This is a genomic window from bacterium (genome assembly GCA_030648955.1).
GTDB lineage: Bacteria > Patescibacteriota > Minisyncoccia > Phycocordibacterales > JAUSHB01 > JAUSHB01.
The window spans coordinates 1-15,212 of record JAUSHB010000016.1; the positions used below are offsets into that span (position 1 = coordinate 1).

Consider the following 15,212-nt stretch of genomic DNA (forward strand, 5'->3'; position numbering starts at 1 on the left):
AAATTAACTCTAGTATCTTTTTGTTCGTCACGAAGAAAAAGGTTTGAAAATTGTTCTGAGGTAATCATATGTATTTTTAGCTTACTGCTTTCTTAGCAAAATCGCTCCTTAGTTTAGAAAACAAAAACGTTTCGATTGGTGACCTTACGGGGAGTCGAACCCCGATTACCGCCTTGAGAAGGCGATGTCCTAACCATTAGACGATAAGGCCATTTATGGCGAGATAAGAATAGCGAATTATGAGCAAAGAATCAAGATAACCATACGCAGAAACCACCCTAGTTCCTCTTTGCAATCCTTAATTCATACTTCTTATCTCGTTTGCCACTCCTCTTCCTGTCGTACCAACAACTCCCCCTTCTCTTCCGGATGCGCCATGATTTCTTCTACGATCCGTTCCATTCGCATTGATTGAGAACCTTTCACCAATATGACATCACTATCTTTAATAAATAATTCAAGAAATTTACCTGCTTCTTTTGTATCATCAAACTGAAAAATATTTTTCTCACTTAACCCGCCTATTTCTGCTCCTTCTGCAAAATAACGTGCTCGTACGCCAATACACAAAAGCGTATTGCACACACCTCCCGCCAAAGTTCCGATGCGTTTATGTTCCGTAACTGCATACTTCCCCAGCTCGAGCATATCACCCAACACGGCGATCTTTCTTCCTTTTGTTTTAAATTGTGATAATGTCGCAATGGCTGCTTCTACTGCTATGGGGGATGAATTGTATGTGTCGTCGATAATATATGTATTCTTGACACCTTTGATTACACGCGAGCGTCCGTTGGGAGTTTTAAATTTTGCCACTGCTTCTACCATGGTAATCATATTTATCTTGAGAAATGAACCAACGCAGAGCGCAGCAAGAACTGAATAAATATATTGGCGTCCAACAGTACCGGGTAAATGTGCGGGGACTGCTGTGCCGTCATGGTTAACTTTAAAAATAGTACCCTCGGGATTTCCTTCTTTGTCATATTCAATCTCGTCATGAGATGCACGAATGGTCGCCTCATCACTGAAACCAAATGTAAAGACCGCGCTCTTACTTTTTTGTTTGAGCGCAAGGACTTTTTCATCATCATAATTTAAAACGAGTAACCCTTCTTTTTTAAGAACATCGACAAGTGCTGCCTTTTCTTCCATGAGAGCCGCGGGTGAGGAGAAAAACTCAACATGCACGGGCACATCACTAAATTTCGTCATAATTACAATATCGGGAGTAAGCCATTTTGTTACGTCGCGAATATCCCCTGGCTTTTCAAGTCCGACCTCAAGCACGAGCCATTGCGGATAATGTTTTCGTAAGAGAATGAGCGCAAGCCCCGACAAAATATTTTTTGCCCACAACAAAGGATTCCCCCATGCATTTGAAACTCCTAAAATCGTGAGCGGAATACCGATCTCACTGTTGAAGCTCTTTTCGCTTTTCCGCGCAATGAAAGAGGTTGCAATCACTTCATACACGGCATCCTTGGTTGAAGTCTTCCCTACACTCCCCGTGATCGCAATGATCTTGGGCTTGTATTTTTTTATGACCAGCCGTGCTTCAAGTGTAATGATCACAACGATAATTTTTTTAGCTATAGATTTAATAAGTTCCATATATTTTTATCGAATGCACATATCAAAATTAGGGATTTAAATTTTTTAATTTTAATTTGCCATTTTGCATTTTAATTTTTTAACTTTCCATTTTTATCTGTCCGGCGGAATATTGTAATAGTTTATCAAGAATTTTGTAATATCCATAAATGGAGCAGTGAGCGTGTATGCGGCATATTTGACGTTCTTGGGGTATTTTGTATACAGAAAAACGATAAACCTTGGATTATACGCAGGGAAATAGCCAAAAAAGGTGTGCAAATATCGGTCATCATAGTATCCCTTCCCGTCTTCGCGCGCCATCTGGGCAGTACCTGTTTTCGCAGCAATACTGTAATGTTCCATTTTTACCGTTCCACCAAGAAGTGAATTGTCCACGACATGAACGAGCATTCGTGTGATTGTTTCAGAAGTTTCCGGTCTTAAGATAGGCTTTGCATTGTCGGTAACGGTTGTCCGCGAAAAACCCACCGCGTAATTGATTTCCTTCACTACATACGGTGTGACTATTTTCCCCTTATTTGCAAGTACGGAAAGCGCTCGCGCGGTCGCAATGGGAGTCATTGAAATGCCTTGCCCGAATGCGGCGGTCGCATACTCAACCATCCTTTTATTTTTTGCGTTCTCATCCAAATTTTTTAAAGACCCACGCACTTCGCCCGGCAAATCAATACCCGTCTCTTCTTCCAATCCATACCGCGTCATATAATCCCTGAAACGGTCTTTTCCCAGTTTCTGCATCACAAACACGGCGCCTGTATTAAGAGACTCGTCAAGCACTTCTTGCATCGGAACCACACCCCGTCCCTTTCCATCAAAGTTTTTTATGGTTGAATTGTCAACAACCACAAACCCTTTGTCATCATAGGTCGTTTCCGGCTTCACCACGCCCGCATCAAGCCCTGCCGCCATCGTAAGCGGCTTGATAATAGAACCCATTTCGTAGGTGCTCTCGACGATGGGGTTGAGAAAAACGCTTGAGTTTTTTTCTTTTCCAAATGTATTTGGATCAAAGTCAGGAGCATTTGCAAGAGCATAAATCTCACCCGTCTTCGGGTCCATAATAATTCCACCCGACAAATTAGAATTCCATTTTTTCATAATCCCCGCGAGAGAGGTCTCGAGAAAACCTTGCACAGATGGCTCTATTGATGTAACAACATCGCCTTCATGCCATCCATTTTTTTCAAAAAAAGATTTTGAAAGCGAGAATGCTTCAGCGAAAAAATTAGAGTAAAGGTTTTCATGGTTCTTCTGCAACACATCATCATAGTATGCCTCGAGACCATACCTCCCTGCCAACATGTCATCTTTGTACCCAACGAACCCAAGAAGGTGCGCTGCTGTTTTTCCGCCGGGGTATAATCGCCATTTATCTTTTTCTATCGTGACCCCCGTGATATCAAATTTTTGAATTGATAGTGCATCTTCTTGATCCAAGCGTTTTACTACCTCTTCATAGGGATCGTCTTTTTTATTCGTTTTTTCCAAAAAAGAAATTTTGTCGAGCGGGGTAATGCTGTTGATTTTGTTATACACATCTTGCGCATTTACGATGAGTTTTGGATTAATCGCAATGGTATACCCCGCTTCAACTGTTGCTGCACTGATACGTTCCCCGTTTTTTTCTGTAAAAAATATGGACCCGCGATCAAAATTTCCGTTCCCTCCAATGCTATACTGTCGCTCTGCTTGTTCGCGATACTCATCCCCATGGATGACTTGGATTGAGAATAGGCGTGCAATGAGAATAAAACTAAAGAGAAAAACCCCCGCATACAGTACCCACATTCTTGATACGGTGTTAGATTTCATTATGAAGAGCCGAACGAATTCCTACCACAGTATTACGAGTTGTAAATTTTATACGGGAAGTATCTTGAAAACCACTTGTATGTGCAAAAGAGAGATCAATCATGGTAGTACGTGTAATGTAATCTCCTTCGAGCTTACCAACCTCAGAATTTAAAAATCGAATTTTCTTTTCAAAACTACTTTGGTCAACCGTATCAAAAACCATCCCAAAGGCCAATACGCCATATATGGCTAAAAATAAGGCAATCGCCCACGAAACGGTTTTAAATGCTATTTGTTCATATGGATTTGAAATGGCTAGGATGTGTGTTCTCATGGTATTTAATTTTTTTGTGCTATGCGTAATTTTGCGCTACGTGATCGTTTATTGTTAACCACTTCTTCCCTACTCGGCGTTATTGGTTTTTTGGTAATACTATTAAAAATTCCTTCTTCTTTTTTTTCTTTAAAAAATTTTTTAATGAGACGATCTTCAAGGCTGTGGAATGATATGACCGCAATCCTCCCTCCACTTTTTAATTTTTTCACGCCATTGGTAAGTCCTTGCTCAAGAGCACCGAGTTCATCGTTCACCGCCATCCGAAGCGCTTGAAATGTTTTGGTTGCGCAATTGACTCTCCCTTGCGCATACCATCGCGGAACATTTTTTTTGATAACCTCCACGAGCTCTTGGGTCGTCTCAATGGGTTTTTCTTTCCGTCGGGCGACAATTGCAGTAGTGATCCTCTTTGCAAACTTCTCTTCTCCAAACCCGTAGATGATCGTTTCGATATTCTCGCCTTCCCATGTGTTCACGATCTCTCGCGCGGTCACGTCGTTTTCGTCTGGATACGCTTTGAACGTCATGAGAAGTGACTCGTCTTTTTGAAATGAAAATCCCCTCCCCGAATCTTCAAGCTGGTCACTCGAGAGTCCGATATCAAGCAGTATTTTATCCGCGTATTTAAAACCATTCTTCTCAAGCGCCGTATCCAGATTTCTGAAATTATCATTGATAAGAATGACACGGGCGAGAGAATCTTTGAGCGCAACTTTGGAGCGTTTGAGTGCTTCTTCGTCGCGATCCATTCCGATAATCACCCCCTTTTTCCTTAACAACTTTGATATTGCTAGGCTGTGTCCCCCGCCATTGATTGTCCCATCAAGGACAACATCGTCCGGCTTTATTTGAAGACCGTCCATAACTTCATGTAAAAGAACTGGTATGTGTGACATAAAATCAAAATTTAAAAATCAAAGATTAAAATTTTTGTACTCGCCAGGGGCGAATTCATTAATTTTGCATTTTGATATTTGCACTTTGATATTATTCTTAAATCGCCCCCACACTTCCTAGTTTTTCGGCCAACGCATCCGCCTGCTTCTCAATCGTGCCTTTGTATGCATCCCATGCACCCTCATCCCAAAGTTCTGCTCGCTCTCCGACTCCGATCACCGCCACGGTTCCCTTGAGTCGCCCGAAGTCGCGCAAGAAATCAGGAACAAGGATTCGTCCGAGCGCATCAACTTCCGTTTCTACCGCGCCCGAGAGCATAAAACGACTGAACCCTCGAGAATCCGCCTGTCCCATCGGAAGCTCCAAAAGCTTGTCGACTTTCTCCTTCCACGCTTTGATCGGATATACGAAGAGACAATTTTCGAGACCGCGCGTGATGACAACTTTCTTCCCCATCTCCTGACGAAACTTCGCCGGTAGTGACAGGCGTTTTTTGGGGTCGATGGTGTGGCGGTATTCTCCGATAAGCATGGTAGATTTTTTTAGCGAACGACCTAAATTTCTTACGAGCAATGCGAGTATAGAAATTGGAAGTACTCCTGTGGTGCGAAGTGGGCTTTTAAAAATCACCACTGAGCACTCAGTACTTTCTTTTTTCCTCAGTACAACAGAGAACCTATCCCTTGTTTCATCACACAAGATTGTGTGATGAAACTGAGTGCTTGGTTGAGAAAATTATCTGTGGATAACTTGTGGACATTTTCCACTTCATCCCACTTAGCCATAATTATATAGCACTTTATACCACAATACAAACATAGTTATCCACAGCAAAATAAGCCTTGGTTTATAGGGGTTTATAGAAAAAGCTCAATATTATTGAGCTTTTTCTATAAACATCCAAGATCGCAAAATATAAAATCTTGCTTCCCCCCCCCAAGAACATCATAAAAAAAGAAAGTTTACTGGAAAAATTATTTTCTTCAACAATTAATTTAGATTTTTAACTACTATTGCTGTAAATAAAGATAACAATAGGTGTGTGCACCCCCCTGTAATTTTTTTACCAAAACTCGAGGGAGTCGTTGTAATACCAAAACGGCAATCTGCATCAGTTCCTTCCATTATCCAACCAATCCTTAGTTGCAAACATTATTAAAAAAGTTCAAATCAACAACCCCGCGGCTTGTCGCGGGAAAATCCGCTACATACGCTTAGACTTGTTTTGGTCTTAATGTCGGGAAAAGAATCACTTCGCGGATATTTTTGGTATCGGTCAAAAGCATAATGAGACGATCCACTCCGAGACCTACTCCGCCAGCAGGTGGCATGCCGTATTCCATCGCTTCGAGATAACTTTCATCGGAAGGAGATACGTCGGCTTCTCCGCCGCGACGTTTTTTGTCTTGTTCCATATAACGCTCTCGTTGTTCAATAGGATCATTCAACTCTGAAAATGCGTTCACCATCTCAAGACCGCCAACAACAAGCTGGAAACGATCGATGAGCGCAGGATCTTTGGCGCTTTGTTTTGCAAAAGGAGAAAATGCTTTAGGATAATCAGTAATAAATGTGGGCTGGATAAGTTTCGGGCGACAGAGTTTTTTATAAATATTATCCATAATTTTTTCCGTCGAATCTTTGTCGGCGACAGTGACACCAAATTGGTTCGCTTTAATCCGAAGCTCTTCTCGATCGATCGATTCCGGATTGAGAATAAGCGCATAGCGTTTCAAAAGGTCGAAATAAGAAATGACACTCCATTTTTTTGAGAAATCGATCATGGCACCATCGTACGCAAGAGAAGATTTTTTGGTGATAGATTTAACAACCTGTTTAATCATTTTTTCGACAAAGACGCGCTGTTCTGCCGCATCACTAAAACTTTCATAGAATTCAAGCATCGTGAATTCCGGATTGTGGGTGACATCGATCCCCTCATTCCTGAAGTTTCTCCCGATCTCATACACCTTTGAAAATCCTCCCACAAGAAGTTCTTTGAGATAGAGTTCCGGCGCTATGCGCAAATATAGATCAATATCGAGCGCATTATGGTGAGTTTTGAACGGCTCTGCAAGCGCGCCTCCAGCAAGCGGCTGAAGGATTGGTGTTTCCACCTCAAGATATCCGCTTTCGTTGAGGGCGTTGCGAAGCGCCGTAATGATTTTTGACCGAACCACAAATCGCTCTTTCACTTCCGGTGACATAAGTGTATCGAGATAGCGTCTGCGGAATCGCTCTTCAACATCCTGAAGACCGTGCCACTTGTCCGGAAGCGGACGCAAACTTTTTGCAAGAATTTTCCATTCAGAAACAAGGAGTGTTTTCTCTTTTCGTTTCGTAATAAATAATTTTCCCTTGATCTCAATAAAATCGCCAATATCTACCGTCTCGCCAAAGAGCGCATGCAGTTTGTCGTCGAGTTCTCCTTTTTTGATAAGTCCTTGCATAGAACCCGTCCCATCATATATATCAAAAAATATGATCGCACCTTGTCCTCGGATCGCTTTTATTCGTCCGCCAAGCACGATCGCTTTTTTCTTTTTTAGGAACAGATTAAAACCAGATACTGCTTCTTCGAGAGAAAATCCGATTGCGGTAGAAATAGGATACGAATTTATCCCCTTGCTCTTGAGAGCATTTAGTTTTTTGATCCGCTCCTCTCTAATTTCTTCTAATGAAGCCACGATGGTAAAAAGAGCTTCGATAGCTTGTTAGCTTCGTTAGCTTTATAAGAAAACAATCTAAGTCTTAGGAAGCTATTAAAACTGCTGAAGCTCTTGAAGCTTGCGTTATATTATTTAATGTCGATAATCTTATAGGTTGTTTTTCCGCCCGGTGTATCAAACGAAACCGTCTCGCCTTTGCCCTTGCCCAAGAGCGCCTCGCCAATCGGAGATTTATTTGAGATTTTCCCTCCTGCCATATCTGCTTCCTCTGATCCCACAATCTGGTATTGGCGTGTTTGATTTTCACCTTCACGTTCTACGACTATCGCCGAGCCAATGCGCACAACGTCATCAGCTTTTTTCTTGGTGATAATAATCGCGGACGATAAAATATTTTGAAGTTTTAAAATTCGTTCCTCGGTTCCCGCCTGATCTTCGCGAGCCTCTTGGTATTCCGCGTTTTCGGAAAGATCGCCGAGTGATTTTGCAAACTCAAGTTTCTCCGCAATTTCCTTTCTTCGTCCTGTCTTTAAAAATTCAAGTTCGCGAGTGAGCTCTTCGAGTTTTTCTTTCGTTAAATATTCTTTTTCTGATGCCATAGTATGAGGTAAGTAAATAATTAATTTTTATTACCCCTTATACTATCGGGGATGAGTAAAGAAGTCAAACAAACAAAAAGCTTCATGAGCTTCGAGAGCTTCGATGAAAGAGCTTCAGTAGCTTTTTGAAGACATGCAAAGGATTTGGAAGCAAAGCTTCCAAATCCCCCAAGCTCATGAAGCTATTGAAGCTTATTTAACATATTCCGGCGTATTAACAACCATCCAGTCAAGTAGATTACGCATCACGTATGAAGCCCCGACAAGATTCTCACGAGATCCGTGCTCCATAACTATCGCAAATGAATACTTAGGATTTTCATAAGGGAAAAATCCAGTAACCCATGAGTTAACAAATTTTTTCGTTACCCCCAATTCGGCTGTCCCTGTTTTAGCAGCAACCGTTACTCCAAAGGTATTAAGTGCTGATCCAGTACCCCCCAAAATTACATTACGCATTCCCTCACGCACAATAGTAAAATAATCCCCACTGATATCAATTTTTGTTTCCTGGGGAAGAACTGGCGATGTATCTCCTGCAACTCGAGAAAGTATGTGCGGTGTAACAAGAACCCCTCCTCGCGCAATAGCTCCGATAGCACGAGCAATTTGTATTGGAGTGACTTGAAATCCATATTGCCCTATAGCGGTATGATAGGTATCGCCAATTCTCCATACTTCTCCATTAAAATTTTTCTCTTTCCATTCGGGACTCGGAATCGTGCCTTGTTCTTCACCTGACATATCAACGCCCGTATATTGCCCCAAGCCAAACATTCTTGTGTATTTGCCAATATTTACAATTCCCAAACCACGCTGATCTTCATACCCGCCTCCGATGGCGTAGAAATAAACATTCGATGAAACACCAAGCGCCTCACGCATATTGACCCATCCATGAGCTTTCCAATCCATAAAGATAGATGTGACATCGGGTAAAAAAGGATTGGGAATTGAAATTGAACCCGTGCTTAATATTTTCTTATCAGGGTCAATAATATGTTCATTGAGAGCACCAATTGCAATAAATGGCTTGACGATGGAACCTGGTGTATACAAACCTCCTACTGCGCGGTTGAGAAACGGCTTTTTCTCACTGTTAATATATCCAGAGATTGTTTCATCATCATCCCCATCAGAAAGTACTTTGGGTGAATATTCCGGAAAATTAGTTAGCGCAAGGATTTCTCCGCTATGTATATCCATAACAACACCTGCGCCACCAACAAATCCACGATCCTCTGCTGTTTGTTTTATCAATTCATATAGTTTTTCTTGAATACGCCCATCAACCGTAAGTTCGAGGTCTCTTCCATCGGATGGAGGTTGCATGAAACTTTCCGACTGTATCACCCCCAGCGCATTTACTTCGATGAGCTTTATCCCATTTTGTCCCGCAAGAAGATCATTGTATTTTTTTTCAACCCCATTTTTCCCCTCAAATTCTTCCTGATAGAAAAACCCTTTGCTGTCTTTTGACGGATACGAAACATACCCAAGTACATGACCGAAACCATCCTTCTGAATATATACTCGTTTTGCAATGTCCTTCCCCTCTTCAAACATGTTCCATGCGAGCTCATTTTTATTTTTATCGAAAATAATTCCTCGTTTGGCAAATATCGGAATATGCTCGAGGCGATTGTTCTCGCTTCGTTTTGCGTATGTATCACCTTGTGCAATCTGCAAGAACCAGACTCGTCCGACAAAGAGAATCCCAACGATCAGAAAAAACATACCCAGAATTACTATTATATGTTCCCCAATTGGTCGCTCGATTCTACCCTCAAATTGTTGTGTATTAAACTGTGGTAGATTTTTAGAATCAAGAAAAATCTCGTCAGGGGCGATTTCTTTGTTCCAATGTTTGGGGTTTATTTTCTTTTTTTTACGATGAAAATTCATGGGTAGTAATTGCAAATTTTAAACTTTGATTTTTTATTTTTCCTATATTTCTAGCGGGATTTAAGAAATCGCGTATGGTGCTTAAAACGATTAGTGGCAAAATATACAAAAAGAAACACCAGTGATGTTGCCCACTGAATATGAAAAAACTTTTCAAGGGGTACTCCATAAAGCATATCGTACAATATCCCCACCGCTATCGCTTCATAATAATTATCAAAATAAAACAACGCTACAATTACTCCAAGTAACGTAACCCATAGATTAAAAAATAAAATACTTATTACCATGAATATGCCGACGATAATTCGTACTGCCCCACGTGTGAAATAAGCGCGCATGGTGTAATTTTTGTTCTTGATAATTATAAAATACTAAGCACACATTCTTCAAGGCAATCATCTATCGTTGAAATATATTTTTACTCGGACTGAATATTGAGAATATTCTGACATTACTTTTCCTAGCGAGACTCCTCAATAAGTATCTCTACAATTTCAATTTCTAAGGGCGATATTGGACTTTTGAATAAAATGCGTTCAAATGGGTCACTTTCTTTTGATTCTATATACTCAATGACACCAAGAAAATGAGGCATGAGAGAAGGGACAAGAATATTGTCTCCAAGAGCAATGTGGGTATCACGAGGAATTTTAATTTCAAAATTTCCTCCACCTAACCCAACCGCAACTGCGGGCACTGAATGCTTCCCGATTGTTACACTGATATTCTCGCCTGATGATGAAAAAAGTCTTACTTTCGAAGTTTTTTCAGAAACTTCCGAAATTTCACCAATCATAATAGCGTCGCCATAAAGCACATTTTCGCCCCCCGTAATCCCCTGCTTGCTTCCCACATCGATCACGAGCGTGTCATAAAATGATCGTGGAGGTTTTGCGATTACTCGCGCGATGGTTGTTTGTCCATCACCATTTCTCCCAAGTCGTTCTTTGAGTGCGAGATTTTCTTCGTATAATAAATTACGATCAAGGAGTTTCAAGCTCATGTCGCGTATCTCTTTTTTTAGTGTTGCGTTCTCTTCTATAATCGAAGTTTTGGAATAGAGCGCGGAAAACATCTGTGAAGGTGTAAGAGCGAGCTGATTACTCACCCCCCATAAAAAAGGAGCGTACTTTTCTACGAGGTGCTTAGTGAAACTTCCTATGGGTGAGAATGTAAAAAGATAAAAGAAAAAGAATATTGCAAGTATTGCAAGAAGTTTATTTCTTCCTCCTTGTTTATTATCGCGGTGGTAAATCATCTTGAGTATCTATGATAACATCGTGAAAACCTTCAAGATCTTCAAGTACGATTCCCGTGCCACGCGCTACGGCAGTCAAAGGTTCGTGTGCAATATATACCGGAATTTTTAGAATTTGCGCGAGAAGTCCATCAATGCCCTTGATTAACGCTCCTCCGCCAACAAGTACGATTCCTCGGTTCATGACATCAGAAAGAATTTCGGGGGGCGTAGTTTCAAGAACTTCCTTAACTGAATCCACAAGTACACCAACGGATGGCGCAATCGCTTCTCGTACGTCCGAATCGGTGATTATTACTTCTCGTGGCAATCCTGTTACCAAATCACGCCCTCGTATAGGAGCTTCCATGGGGGTATTGCTATCAACTACTGAACCTATAGCAATCTTGATTCCCTCTGCAGTTCGCTCACCGATTAATATTTTAAACTCATCACGAATATACGAAATAATGTCATCATTAAGCCGGTCACCTGCAACTCTTAAATTTTTAGATCGAACAATTCCGCCGAGCGAGATTACTGCTATATCGGTTGTCCCCCCGCCGATATCAATGATCATGCTTCCTACGGGATCTTTAACGGGAAGCTTGATGCCAATTGCGGCCGCCATGGGCTCTTCGATAATATGTACTTCTCGTGCCCCCGCATTTTTTGTTGCATCATATACCGCACGCATTTCTACGTTGGTAACTCCAGAAGGAACTCCGATGACTACGCGCGGTCGAGCGCCTTTCTTGGAAATCTTCTTCCCTTTGTTGATCAGATACGCAAGCATTTCTTCAGTCACTTCAAAATTTGATATCACGCCATCAACGAGAGGACGAATTGCGGTAATATGAGTCGGCGTGCGTCCGAGCATTTGTCGCGCCTGATCACCCACAGCAACCACCTGTCCCGTTTTTTGATTAAGTGCCACAACTGATGGTTCATTGATAACAATCCCATGATCGCGTAAATAGACCAGTGTGTTTGCGGTCCCGAGGTCAATTCCCATATCATTGGAAAACATTTTGTAGAATTTATTTATCATGCGTGGTTATTTTTAAAATGAATTCTTATTATACTGATTTCCCGAGTATCTCCAAAATTTCTTTCTCGCTTACCATTGCTACCACGCCACTCGTTCGATCTTTGAGTTCTAATTTCCCCGCCTTGAGCGTCTTTCCGCTCACCACGACGCGTGTCGGAATCCCCATAAGATCGGCATCGGCGAATTTTTCTCCGGCGCTTGTATCCCGATCATCATAGAGCACTTCAATATTATTTTTTTGAAACTCTTGATACAGTTTCTCTGCGTGATTTTTAACATCTTCTTCACTGCCAAGCTTGAGTAAGTGGACTTGAAATGGCGCAACGGAAGCCGGCCACACGATTCCGTTCTCATCCGAAAGCACTTCAACGATGGCGCCCATCAATCTTCCCAGCCCAATACCGTAACATCCCATAAGCACCGGCTCATCCACTCCTTTTTCATTTTTAAATGTAAGATTGAAGGGCTGTGAGAATTTTGTTTTAAGTTCAAAAATGTTCCCCACTTCTATAGACGTTTCTTTCTTGAATGCATTACCGCCACACTCAGGACAGGTTTTCTGCTCTTCCATGATCTCTTTATTGACGCCAATATCGCATTTCTCGCATAAATAGATGGTATCCTCGCCTGCGGGCGTTACAGTCTGAAATTCATGGGAATACTTGCTAAAACTGCCCCCTCCCGCAAAGGTAAGATATGTCATTTTACCCAAGCCAACGCGCTCAAAGATAGATTTGTAGGCTTTTTTCATGACCTCATAATAACGTTTGAGATCTTCTTCATCCTTGTGGAAAGAGTAAAGATCTTTCATAAAAAATTCGCGTCCACGGAGAATTCCCGATTTCGCACGAAGCTCCATCCTAAATTTATTTTGTATCTGAAACACCGCAACCGGCAAGTCACGGTACGAAGAAATAAATTGTTTTGCGAGTGGTACCACAATTTCTTCGTGCGTCGGCCCGAGCGCATTTTCTTTTCCGGAAATATCTTTTACTTTGTAAAGATCATCCATCGTATCCCATCGCCCTGTCTTCTCCCAATTTTCTTTCGGATGAAGTGACGGCATTAAAATCTCTTGCCCGCCCGCTTTCACCATTTCATCGCGAATAATTTTTTCAATATTTTTTAGAACTTTAAATCCGAGCGGGAGATAGGTATAAACGCCCGCCTGGAGCTTGTCAATAAACCCCGCCTGAATGAGAAATTTCGCATTTTTTGAGACCTCGGCGGCAGGGGCCTCTTTGCGGGTTTTGGTGAATAGTTGAGACTGCAACATAAAGCTATCTTACACGAGGAAAAACAAAAAGCAAAATAAAAAATGTGTCCTTGTTGCTAAGTTATTGGGATACCGCGGGGAGCTTGACTTTTTAATATTTATATGCTACTAATATTATGGCCCAGTTCTTTGAGATATCTTCCTATCCAAACAACGCCACAAATCTATCCCTTCAAAGGAGGCGGTATGAAAAAGGTTTTCTATGTAATAACTGTTTTGCTGGCCTTAACGGCCTGTAAAACAACTAAGACAGAATACTCACCCAACCTGACTGAAAAGGCACGCGTAGTCGATCTTATCTACACTCCTGCGGTTCATGGAAGCGGCGTTGGTCCTACGGTATCGACAAATGGGAGCTTCGGACTTGCTTTTGTGGATGTCGACACAATACAAAAATATGCTGTCGTGTTTGAATGCCCACATGGTAAATTCATCGTCGAAAACAACCAAAGAAAAACAAAGGAGCTCTGGCAAAAATTAAAAAAAGATCAGGAAGTTACGGTTACGTATCGTGAAATTTATCGGGCGACATACGAAGATGATAGCCTCTTGGAACGCCGGCTCAAAAAATATGACTTTATTGATGCAGATTAAATATCATATTTAATCCTCACAAAGCACCGCCCAACAGAAACCACTTCTGTTGGGCGGTTTTTCAACTTTTTACTTTATAATTTTAAACTCCACCTCCTATCCCACCACCGGTCTCACAATATCGTGATAGGTAATAAGCACCATAAGGAGCATAAGAAGGACGAACCCCACGCCATTTGCCGCGTTGGCGATGCGCGGGCTTATGGGAGACCCCTTGAGGGCTTCGATAATAAGAAACAGGAGCCGTCCACCATCAAGCGCGGGGAATGGAATAAGGTTGATGATAGCGAGATTGATGGAAATGATCGCGGTAAGAGTGAGGAGATACACAAAGCCGAAATCAATCGCGCTTCCCACGATCCCCGTTTTGACAATTCCCACCGGTCCCATCACGTCACCAAAATTACCCTGCCCGACAAATAAATTTTTAATGAATCCTAAAATTGCAATAGCCGTCGCAGAAGTGAGCGTTCCCGTAAGTTTTGCTCCTTCAAAAAGTGCGCGATGAATCGGGAGTTTCGCGTTACCAATCATATCGAGTGACACGCCGATCGCCGCCCTATCAGCGACAAACCCTTGTTGGGGAATCGCCGTTGTGATTTTCTGTTCTGATCCACGATCGTAAGAAATTATTATTTCATTCTTTCCATGAAGCGCAATGAAATTTTGCGTCTCTTCAACGGTAAGATTTTCTATTGCTTGAGTATCAACGCGCAATGACCCCAGCCTGTCCCCCGTTCGCAACCCCGCTTTCTCCGCAGGACTTCCGGGAAGAACTTGCATAAGGGTAACGCGAGGATTCTCAAACGTAGCCCCGGGAGGGATGGAATCAATTGAAGATGGAAGGCCAATCATAAATCCCCACGATATGAGAATCCACGCCAGAAGGATGTTGAATAGAATCCCTGCCGCAATAACAAGGGCTTGAATATATCGAGGCTTTTTAACCAGACTGCGGGAAGCATTAGGGCCTGATAACGATTCGTTGTCAGGATTCTCGCCAAAAATCTTCACAAACCCGCCAAACGGAATCGCGTTTATGGTGTATTCAGTTTCACCATATTTCTTTCCGTAAAGTTTCGGCGGGAAGCCCAACCCGAATTCATCCACCCTGACCCCTGATTTTTTCGCAACAATAAAATGCCCAAATTCATGGGCAAGAATAAGAATAGCGAGAATGATGATGAAAATTAAGATAGACATGTTTCAAAATGAAAATTTAAAAATCAAAGT

Annotated in this window: 14 protein-coding genes and 1 tRNA gene; 1 reads left to right on the plus strand and 14 read right to left on the minus strand. The window is 41.9% G+C overall.

Translation table 11 applies throughout. From position 1 onward, the window contains the following. Positions 1–136 precede the first annotated feature (136 nt). The 13 genes from Q7S11_04240 to Q7S11_04300 all read right to left on the minus strand — a co-directional run bounded on the left by Q7S11_04240 (position 137) and on the right by Q7S11_04300 (position 13,385). Positions 137–211 (minus strand) — tRNA-Glu (locus Q7S11_04240). A 101-nt stretch (positions 212–312) separates the two neighbouring features. Continuing rightward, positions 313–1,614, minus strand: a complete 1,302-nt coding sequence (gene murF / locus Q7S11_04245) for a UDP-N-acetylmuramoyl-tripeptide--D-alanyl-D-alanine ligase (GenBank protein MDO8572942.1) — start codon at positions 1,612–1,614, stop codon at positions 313–315. Between the two features lie 93 nt (positions 1,615–1,707). Continuing rightward, a complete protein-coding gene (locus Q7S11_04250) occupies positions 1,708–3,405 on the minus strand; it encodes a penicillin-binding protein 2 (protein MDO8572943.1) in 1,698 nt (565 codons plus the stop codon). A 13-nt stretch (positions 3,406–3,418) separates the two neighbouring features. After that, positions 3,419–3,745, minus strand: coding sequence for a hypothetical protein (locus Q7S11_04255; GenBank protein MDO8572944.1), 327 nt, complete (start codon positions 3,743–3,745; stop codon positions 3,419–3,421). Positions 3,746–3,750: 5 nt separating this feature from the next. Further along, a complete protein-coding gene (gene rsmH, locus Q7S11_04260; GenBank protein ID MDO8572945.1) occupies positions 3,751–4,644 on the minus strand; it encodes a 16S rRNA (cytosine(1402)-N(4))-methyltransferase RsmH in 894 nt (297 codons plus the stop codon). Between the two features lie 97 nt (positions 4,645–4,741). Then, positions 4,742–5,278, minus strand: coding sequence for a division/cell wall cluster transcriptional repressor MraZ (gene mraZ / locus Q7S11_04265; protein MDO8572946.1), 537 nt, complete (start codon positions 5,276–5,278; stop codon positions 4,742–4,744). A gap of 581 nt (positions 5,279–5,859) precedes the next feature. Then, positions 5,860–7,332 (minus strand): lysine--tRNA ligase, encoded by a 1,473-nt coding sequence (lysS, locus tag Q7S11_04270; GenBank protein ID MDO8572947.1) that lies wholly within the window; start codon positions 7,330–7,332, stop codon positions 5,860–5,862. Between the two features lie 110 nt (positions 7,333–7,442). Next, positions 7,443–7,913, minus strand: a complete 471-nt coding sequence (gene greA / locus Q7S11_04275) for a transcription elongation factor GreA (protein ID MDO8572948.1) — start codon at positions 7,911–7,913, stop codon at positions 7,443–7,445. A gap of 192 nt (positions 7,914–8,105) precedes the next feature. Continuing rightward, positions 8,106–9,818, minus strand: coding sequence for a penicillin-binding transpeptidase domain-containing protein (locus Q7S11_04280; protein ID MDO8572949.1), 1,713 nt, complete (start codon positions 9,816–9,818; stop codon positions 8,106–8,108). Between the two features lie 50 nt (positions 9,819–9,868). Continuing rightward, entirely contained in the window at positions 9,869–10,159 is a 291-nt protein-coding gene (locus Q7S11_04285; GenBank protein ID MDO8572950.1) for a hypothetical protein, read from the minus strand. A gap of 122 nt (positions 10,160–10,281) precedes the next feature. Beyond that, positions 10,282–11,079, minus strand: coding sequence for a rod shape-determining protein MreC (mreC, locus tag Q7S11_04290; GenBank protein MDO8572951.1), 798 nt, complete (start codon positions 11,077–11,079; stop codon positions 10,282–10,284). Continuing rightward, complete coding sequence (locus Q7S11_04295; protein MDO8572952.1) at positions 11,060–12,109, minus strand: rod shape-determining protein; 1,050 nt, start codon at positions 12,107–12,109, stop codon at positions 11,060–11,062. Before Q7S11_04295 ends, mreC begins: the two co-directional genes overlap by 20 nt. Positions 12,110–12,137: 28 nt before the next feature. Next, a complete protein-coding gene (locus Q7S11_04300; GenBank protein MDO8572953.1) occupies positions 12,138–13,385 on the minus strand; it encodes an aminoacyl--tRNA ligase-related protein in 1,248 nt (415 codons plus the stop codon). A gap of 186 nt (positions 13,386–13,571) precedes the next feature. On the opposite strand from Q7S11_04300, the gene Q7S11_04305 reads away from it, so the two are divergent. Next, positions 13,572–13,979 (plus strand): hypothetical protein, encoded by a 408-nt coding sequence (locus Q7S11_04305; GenBank protein ID MDO8572954.1) that lies wholly within the window; start codon positions 13,572–13,574, stop codon positions 13,977–13,979. A 96-nt stretch (positions 13,980–14,075) separates the two neighbouring features. On the opposite strand, the gene Q7S11_04310 is transcribed toward Q7S11_04305, so the two are convergent. After that, on the minus strand, positions 14,076–15,182 hold the full coding sequence (locus Q7S11_04310) for a M50 family metallopeptidase (protein ID MDO8572955.1): 1,107 nt from the start codon (positions 15,180–15,182) through the stop codon (positions 14,076–14,078). Positions 15,183–15,212: the final 30 nt, after the last annotated feature.

Bases quoted from the DNA above. Each gene is read 5' to 3' on its own strand.
- murF (MDO8572942.1), bottom strand. From the start codon at position 1,614: ATGGAACTTATTAAATCTATAGCTAAAAAAATTATCGTTGTGATCATT.
- Q7S11_04250 (MDO8572943.1), bottom strand. From the start codon at position 3,405: ATGTGGGTACTGTATGCGGGGGTTTTTCTCTTTAGTTTTATTCTCATT.
- Q7S11_04255 (MDO8572944.1), bottom strand. From the start codon at position 3,745: ATGAGAACACACATCCTAGCCATTTCAAATCCATATGAACAAATAGCA.
- rsmH (MDO8572945.1), bottom strand. From the start codon at position 4,644: ATGTCACACATACCAGTTCTTTTACATGAAGTTATGGACGGTCTTCAA.
- greA (MDO8572948.1), bottom strand. From the start codon at position 7,913: ATGGCATCAGAAAAAGAATATTTAACGAAAGAAAAACTCGAAGAGCTC.
- Q7S11_04280 (MDO8572949.1), bottom strand. From the start codon at position 9,818: ATGAATTTTCATCGTAAAAAAAAGAAAATAAACCCCAAACATTGGAAC.
- Q7S11_04285 (MDO8572950.1), bottom strand. From the start codon at position 10,159: ATGCGCGCTTATTTCACACGTGGGGCAGTACGAATTATCGTCGGCATA.
- mreC (MDO8572951.1), bottom strand. From the start codon at position 11,079: ATGATTTACCACCGCGATAATAAACAAGGAGGAAGAAATAAACTTCTT.
- Q7S11_04295 (MDO8572952.1), bottom strand. From the start codon at position 12,109: ATGATAAATAAATTCTACAAAATGTTTTCCAATGATATGGGAATTGAC.
- Q7S11_04300 (MDO8572953.1), bottom strand. From the start codon at position 13,385: ATGTTGCAGTCTCAACTATTCACCAAAACCCGCAAAGAGGCCCCTGCC.
- Q7S11_04305 (MDO8572954.1), top strand. From the start codon at position 13,572: ATGAAAAAGGTTTTCTATGTAATAACTGTTTTGCTGGCCTTAACGGCC.
- Q7S11_04310 (MDO8572955.1), bottom strand. From the start codon at position 15,182: ATGTCTATCTTAATTTTCATCATCATTCTCGCTATTCTTATTCTTGCC.